Annotated in this window: 5 protein-coding genes; 2 read left to right on the top strand and 3 right to left on the bottom strand. The window is 71.3% G+C overall.

Annotated features, from left to right (window positions below; translation table 11 throughout):
• Together BGP03_RS15480 and BGP03_RS15475 are read right to left on the bottom strand one after the other, a co-directional pair.
• Positions 1–686, bottom strand: a 686-nt coding sequence (locus tag BGP03_RS15480; protein WP_299736624.1) for an ATP-binding cassette domain-containing protein, incomplete at its 3' end; no start/stop codon positions are given.
• 46 nt (positions 687–732) lie between these two features.
• Positions 733–1,419 (bottom strand): ABC transporter permease, encoded by a 687-nt coding sequence (locus BGP03_RS15475; RefSeq protein ID WP_296377128.1) that lies wholly within the window; start codon positions 1,417–1,419, stop codon positions 733–735.
• 428 nt (positions 1,420–1,847) lie between these two features.
• Between BGP03_RS15475 and BGP03_RS15470 the strand changes: the two genes are divergently transcribed.
• Together BGP03_RS15470 and BGP03_RS15465 are read left to right on the top strand one after the other, a co-directional pair.
• Positions 1,848–3,506: an FAD-dependent oxidoreductase gene (locus BGP03_RS15470; RefSeq protein ID WP_296377127.1), complete on the top strand. Its 1,659-nt coding sequence runs from the start codon at positions 1,848–1,850 to the stop codon at positions 3,504–3,506.
• Positions 3,503–4,924, top strand: a complete 1,422-nt coding sequence (locus BGP03_RS15465) for an ATP-binding protein (protein ID WP_298797581.1) — start codon at positions 3,503–3,505, stop codon at positions 4,922–4,924. Before BGP03_RS15470 ends, BGP03_RS15465 begins: the two co-directional genes overlap by 4 nt.
• Here the strand turns inward: BGP03_RS15465 and BGP03_RS15460 are convergent.
• The coding region (locus tag BGP03_RS15460) for a hypothetical protein (RefSeq protein WP_299736596.1) at positions 4,910–5,256 on the bottom strand (347 nt) is incomplete at its 5' end. The two genes, BGP03_RS15465 and BGP03_RS15460, sit on opposite strands and share 15 nt — an antisense overlap.

Below are 5,256 nucleotides of genomic sequence, written 5' to 3'. Positions count from 1 at the left end.
TTGGTGAGGATCTCGTCGGGGGTGTCGTACTGCCGCAGCCGCCCGCCGGTCCCGAAGATCGCGATGCGGTCACCGAGCTTGACGGCCTCGGTGAGGTCGTGGGTGACGAAGCAGATCGTCTTCGCCACCTGCCGCTGCACCTCGAGGAACTCGTCCTGCAGGCGGTCGCGGGTGATCGGGTCGATGGCGCCGAACGGCTCGTCCATGAGCATCACGGGCGGATCCGCGGCGAGCCCGCGGGCCACGCCGACGCGCTGCTGCTGGCCGCCGGAGAGCTGGCGCGGGTAGCGGTCGCGGTACTCACCGGGCTCCATCCCCACGAGGTGCAGCAGCTCGTCCACACGTGTGGCGATGCGCTGGCGCTCCCAGCCGAGCATCTTCGGCACCATGCCGATGTTCTCGCCGATCGACATGTGCGGGAACAGCCCGACCTGCTGGATGACGTAGCCGATGCGGCGCCGGAGCTGGTCGGCGTTGACGGAGGTCACGTCGTCGCCGTCGAGGATGATCCGGCCGGTGGTGGGCTCGATGAGCCGGTTCATCATCTTCAGCGTGGTGGTCTTGCCGCAGCCCGACGGGCCGATGAGCATCACGATCTTGCCCTCGGGGACCTCGAACTCGAGCTCCTCGACGGCCGGCCGCTCCTGGCCGGGGTAGGTCTTGCTGACGCCCTCGAGGGCGATCATGGGCCGGCCCGCGGCCGTGTCGTCAGATGTTGTGATCTCGCTGGTCTCAGACACGGATCCCCCTCGGCGTGGTGAGGCGTTTGATGATGACGAACGCGATCTCGAAGACCGCGGCGATGACCAGCGGCCCGAGCGTGCCGACGACGACCTGGGCGAAGCTGCCCGCTCCGCCGAGGCGCGTGAGGCCGTCCAGCAGGGGCTTGCCGAAGCCCAGCCCGCTCACGACGGCACCGACGGCGGCGATGGAGACCATGATCAGCACGGAGACGCGGATCCCCGAGAGCACCACCGGCCAGGCCAGCGGGAGCTGCACGCGCGCCATGCGCCGGATCGGGCCCATCCCGATCCCGCGGGCGGCCTCCAGCACGGCGGGGTCCACCGACGACAGCCCGGCCACGGTGTTGCGGAGCACCGGGTAGATCCCGTAGAGCGTCAGCCCGACGATGGCCGGCGAGATGCCGAACCCGAAGATCGGCTGCAGCAGCCCGAACAGGGCGAGCGACGGCACGGTCAGCAGCGCGGACGCGATCAGCAGCGCGGTCTCCTGCGAGCCCGCGCGCACCGTCCGGGACCACGACGGCGGCGTCAGCTGGTTCGTGTGCAGCACCAGCGCGAGCACCAGCGCGATGACGGTGGCGATGGCCACCGAGTAGAGCACGAGGAGGAAGTGCGTCTGCGCGTAGAACTGGACGTCGGTCGCGTTGGTCGAGAGGTACTGGAGGATGTCGCCCATCTGCCACGTCCCTTCCCCGATTGCGTCCGCCGGCGGGTGCGGGTTCGGCGGTGCGTCTGGGCACGTTAGCCGCGTACGACCGATCCGTCGGGCTGGAGGACGGCGACCGGGCCGGTCCCGGACAGGTCGATCCGCGGCTCCGCGTCGCGGCCGGAGTCGGGTATGCACCGGTCACAGGCGGTACCGGTGCTCCCGGGCCGCCCGCTGCACGATCGGACGATGTGTTCCCGGGCGAGACCGGATCGTGATCTCCTCACCGTCCACGCGCGAACAGGCGCGTCCGTTCGAGGGGATCGCCACCTCAATGGCGGTACGCTCGCCGTCGGCGAACAGCGACCCCACCGGGGTCGCGAACGGGACTAGATTCGCACGAGGGCGCCCACGTCGCGCGGCGTTGCGCTCCACTTTCCCGTCGTCCAGGAGCGTGCATGGCCAAGCCCGTCCTCATGACCGTCGACGACGACCCCGGCGTCAGCCGCTCGGTCGCCCGGGACCTGCGCCGCCGCTACGGCGAGGAGTTCCGGATCGTGCGCGCCGAGTCCGGCCGTGACGCGCTCGACGCGCTGCGCGAGCTGGCCCTGCGCGGCGAACCGGTGGCGGCGATCCTCGCCGACTACCGGATGCCCGAGATGAACGGCATCGACTTCCTCGAGGCCGCCATGGACGTCGCCCCGCACGCCCGTCGCGCGCTGCTCACCGCCTACGCCGACACCGACGCCGCGATCCGCGCCATCAACGTCGTCGACGTCGACCACTACCTGCTCAAGCCGTGGGACCCGCCGGAGGAGAAGCTCTACCCGGTGATCGACGCGCTCGTCGAGACGTGGCGTGCGGTGGGCGTGCGGCCCGTCGAGGAGACGCGCGTGGTGGGCCACCGCTGGTCGGCCGAGTGCTTCGCCGCCCGCGACTTCCTGGCCCGCAACTCCGTGCCCTACCGCTACTACTCGATCGACGAGCCCGAGGGCGCCCGGCTGCTCGAGGCCGCCGGCGCCGGGCCCGACGACGTGCCGCTGGTGATCACCACCGACGGCACGGCGCTGCGCAACCCGTCGGACGCCGAGATCGCCGTCGCGGTAGGGCTGACCACCGTCCCGGCAGGAGACTTCTACGACCTGATCGTGATCGGCGGCGGCCCGGCCGGGCTGGGCAGCGCGGTCTACGGCGCGTCGGAGGGGCTGCGCACGGTGCTCGTCGAGCGGCAGGCCACCGGCGGGCAGGCCGGGCAGAGCTCACGCATCGAGAACTACCTGGGCTTCCCCGACGGCGTGTCCGGCGCCCAGCTCACCGACCGGGCGCGCCGGCAGGCCGCCAAGTTCGGAGCCGAGGTGCTGACGGCCCGCGACGTCGTGGGGCTGGAGGTGCGGGGCTCCGCGCGCGTGGTGAAGTTCGGCGACGGCAGCGAGATCGCCGCGCACGCCATCGTGCTGGCCACCGGCGTGTCCTACAACAGCCTCGACGCGCCGGGCGTCGGCGAGCTCACCGGCCGCGGCGTCTACTACGGCTCCGCCGCCACCGAGGCCCCCGCCTGCGCCGGCCAGGACGTCTACATCGTGGGCGGCGCCAACTCGGCCGGGCAGGCCGCGGTGTTCTTCTCCCGCCACGCCGACACCGTCACGGTGCTGGTGCGCGGCCCCGGCCTGGAGGCCTCGATGTCCAGCTACCTGATCAGGCAGCTCGACGCCATCGACAACGTCCACGTGCGGTCCGGCACCGAGGTGGTCGAGGCGTGCGGCGACGGCCACCTGCAACGGCTCGTGCTGTCCGACCGCGCGAGCGGGGAGAAGCAGGAGGTCGAGGCCGGGTCGATGTTCGTGTTCATCGGCGCCGCGCCGCGCACCGACTGGCTCGACGGCGTGGTGGTCCGCGACGCGCGCGGGTTCGTGCCCACGGGCCCCGATCTCGTCGTCGGCGGCGCCCGGCCGCCGGGCTGGACGCTCGACCGCGATCCCTACCACCTGGAGTCGAGCGTGCCCGGGGTGTTCGTGGCCGGGGACGTGCGGGCCGAGTCGGTCAAGCGCGTGGCGTCGGCGGTCGGCGAGGGTGCGATGGCGGTGACGCTGGTGCACCGGTACCTGGCGGAGCAGTGAGTACGTCGGTGGAACTGCGCAACCTGTTCCTCTTCGCCGACCTCAGCGACGAGCAGCTGGCCTGGATCGGCGAGCATGCCGACGTCGTCGAGGTGGCGGCGGGCGAGGACGTCGTCACCGAGGGCGAGCCGGCGCGCTGCTTCCACGTGCTGCTCTCGGGCACCGTCGCGATGAGTCGCATGATCGGTGGCGACGCCGTGGAGACCACCCGCACCGACCAGCCCGGCGTCTACTTCGGGGCGGTGCAGTTCTACCTCGACGACGACTCGGCGCGCGACTACCCGTCGTCGGTCCGGGCGATCACCGACGCGGCCGTGCTCGCGTTGCCCGCCAAGGAGTTCGCCCGCGAGTTCGCGCAGTGGTTCCCCATGGCGATGCACCTGCTGGAGGGGATGCTGCTGGGGATGCGCAAGAGCAACTCCCAGGTGGCCGAACGCGAGCGGTTGCTGGCGCTGGGCAAGCTCTCGGCCGGGCTCACCCACGAGCTCAACAACCCCGCCGCCGCGGCCGGCCGCGCCGCCGACGCGCTGCGCGACCGCGTCGCCGGCATGCGCAACAAGCTGGCCATGATCGCGTCCGGCAAGCTCGCCGGCGCGCAGCTGCAGAAGCTCGTGATGGCGCAGGACGAGTTCGTCAAGAAGGTGCGCCACGCCCCGGCGCTCACGCCGATGCAGGCGTCGGACCTCGAGGACGAGCTCGGCGACTGGTTCGACGACCACGACATCGCGGGCGGCTGGGACCTCGCGCCCGTCTTCGTCTCGGGCGGGCTGGGCGTCGAGGACATGGAGGCCGTGCTGACCTCGGCGGGCGAGGAGACCATCGAGGGCGCGATCCGCTGGCTCTCCTACACCGTGGAGACCGAGAGCCTGATCCGCGAGATCCTCGACGCCACCTCGCGCATCTCCGACCTGGTCGGCGCGGCCAAGCAGTACTCGCAGATGGACCGCGCGCCCTACCGCTGGATCGATGTCCACGAGGGGCTCGAGGCCACCCTGGTGATGTTCGGGCGCAAGGTCGGCCCCGACGGCGGCATCGACATCGTCCGGGACTACGACCGGTCGCTGCCCCAGATCCCCGCGTACTCCGCCGAGCTCAACCAGGTCTGGACCAACATCATCGACAACGCCGTCGACGCGATGGACGGCGCCGGCACGCTCACGGTGCGCACCGCGCTGGCCGGGGACCGGTTGATGGTGGAGATCGGCGACACCGGGCCCGGCATCCCGCCCGAGGTCCGCAAGCGGATCTTCGAGCCGTTCTACACGACCAAGGCCGTCGGGAAGGGCACCGGGCTCGGGCTCGACGTCACCTACCGCGTGGTGGTGGGGCGGCACCACGGCGACGTGGTGGTGACGTCGGAGCCCGGGGACACCCGTTTCCAGGTGTTGCTGCCGCTCTCGGAATCAGGAGACGGCTGACTCGATCCGGTCGAGGGTCCCGGCCAGCTGCTCCTCGGAGACCAGCGGGAACATCTTGAGGAACTCCTCGTCCTTGACGCTCATCCACTCGTAGGTCTGCGTCACCTCGGTGCCGCCCTCCACCTCGCGCAGGTCGTAGGTGAAGGTGTGCCCGCTCGCGTCCATGTCGCCGAGCTTCCCGGCGAGCTCGCACGTCGGGTCCATCTTCGGGGCCCACCCGATGCGCGCGTCGGGTACGAGCGCCGTGACGGAGTTGACCATCCGGTAGTCGCCCAGCGCGTCCTGGTGCATGTTCATGGTGAAGACCTGACCGATGGCCCGGATCGGGACGG

This window comes from Pseudonocardia sp. 73-21 (genome assembly GCF_001899645.1).
Lineage (GTDB): Bacteria > Actinomycetota > Actinomycetes > Mycobacteriales > Pseudonocardiaceae > Pseudonocardia.
The sequence above is the reverse complement of the archived record's forward strand: the minus strand, read 5'-3'. Positions and strand labels throughout refer to the sequence as shown.